The sequence below is a fragment of the Neobacillus sp. genome (assembly GCF_031988165.1).
In the GTDB taxonomy this organism is placed as follows: domain Bacteria; phylum Bacillota; class Bacilli; order Bacillales; family Cytobacillaceae; genus Neobacillus; species Neobacillus rhizosphaerae.
The window spans coordinates 54344-55905 of record NZ_DALZYO010000038.1 but is presented as its reverse complement, the minus strand read 5'-3'; the positions used below and the strand labels follow the sequence as shown (position 1 = coordinate 55905).

Annotated in this window: 1 protein-coding gene and 1 pseudogene; both read right to left on the bottom strand. The window is 38.2% G+C overall.

Translation table 11 applies throughout. From position 1 onward, the window contains the following. Positions 1-153, bottom strand: a pseudogene (locus RTR43_RS20185) (IS5/IS1182 family transposase); the annotation flags it as partial. 384 nt (positions 154-537) lie between these two features. Beyond that, positions 538-1401: a DUF1002 domain-containing protein gene (locus RTR43_RS20180; RefSeq protein WP_312474445.1), complete on the bottom strand. Its 864-nt coding sequence runs from the start codon at positions 1399-1401 to the stop codon at positions 538-540. Between the last annotated feature and the right edge of the window lie 161 nt (positions 1402-1562).

Here is a 1562-nt window from a genome sequence, read left to right as displayed (position 1 = left end):
CTTACCTTTTCCTTTAATGGCTTTTTTCCATGCTTTATTCTATCCTCTTCAATAGTCTTGTTTAATTCATCAAAGTATCCACGGGTTTCTACATCAACTTCTTCTCTCGTGTATTTACTTATTTGCATTTGCCTTTAAGTGGGTTGAGTCAGTTTATTTTTTTGGTTGTGTGAGGACATTATTGATTTTGCACCTGTTGATTGGAGCGGAAGGCGCGAAGACTCCTGCGGGAGTACGGGGCAGGGGAGACCCCACAGGCGCATTAGCGCCGAGGAGGCTCCCCGGCACGCCCGCGGAAAGCGAAGCGCCTGGAGCGCAAATCAACAGACATGTTGCATTAATAATATTACAAATTATCGCGGTGAAATGTTAAAGTGACATAAAAAAATAAAGGCTGTCGAAGGTTTTTCGACAGCCTGAAGCTGCCGTAAAATCGGCAGCTTTTTAAATGATATAGTATAAATTTTCGACTTTTAGTTTTGTCCAACTCCTGCACCCGTGGCTAGTATACTTGGGGTTGGGGCTCATGATAGTTTTTTATGAAAAAATAGATTTAATCGCATCAATGAGCCGAATGAAAAATTGCTTGATTTTTTCAAAAAATCCTTGCCCTTCTTCAGAATGAATAAAATTTGAAATCCGGTCCTTCGCTTTATTAAGTTGATCACTTACTTGGTTCCAATCAATATTTAAATCCTTTAGCTTATTAAAAAAGTCAATCAGCCTTTTCATTTCCTTATCGGAAAGATTAACGTTTAAATCCTTTGCAGCTTGTTCTATGATTTTCCGTAATTCCTCATCATTTTTCGGTTTATTCTTGGCGATTTCTTCTTTTACTTTGGCAATAAGTGCTGCGGCATTCTTATCGCCGATGGAATCACCCAATTTGGCTGTTTCAACCATTTCTTGGTTTGCCGCTTGTTTAACTTCTTCAGGGATGGTTTTATCAGCCGATATTTCGTATGCTTTTATTATTCCGGTTAACGCTGCAGTTCCGGAAACGGCTATTGGGGCAGTAATATAAATGTTAGCATCCTTGACCCCTGCCGTTATCAAAGCATTCACATACATTTCATCGGTTACCCAATTGATATTCTTTGTTTTAACCGTTATCCCGGAACCCTTAGGTGCAATGGTAATGGCAGAGGACGAGATTGCCTTTGTACCAATTAATGATTTAGCTACATATTTCCCTAAATATTGATGTTCTTCCTGATTTGATACCGTTATGATTTGAACATCCTTCGGGGCACCCATTTCCGTTAATAACACTTGTTTTTGCTCAGCAGATAAATTTTCACCTAATGTTACAATCATGTCTCCTTCAGCCATGTCAGCAAAGCTTTGGTGAGGGCTTATAAACATAATAACTGCGAGTAGGAGAATAAGGATTTTTTTCATCGTGGACCTCCTCGAATTTCTTAAGCTAGTCATGAGAATATTTTGGCTCTGTTAATAATATAACCGAAACCTTTAATATAAACGTAAAAAATAGCCTATAAGTTTCATAGATTTTAATCCTTTGGCGAAAGATATGCAAATTTTGTAAGAGAAAATAGATT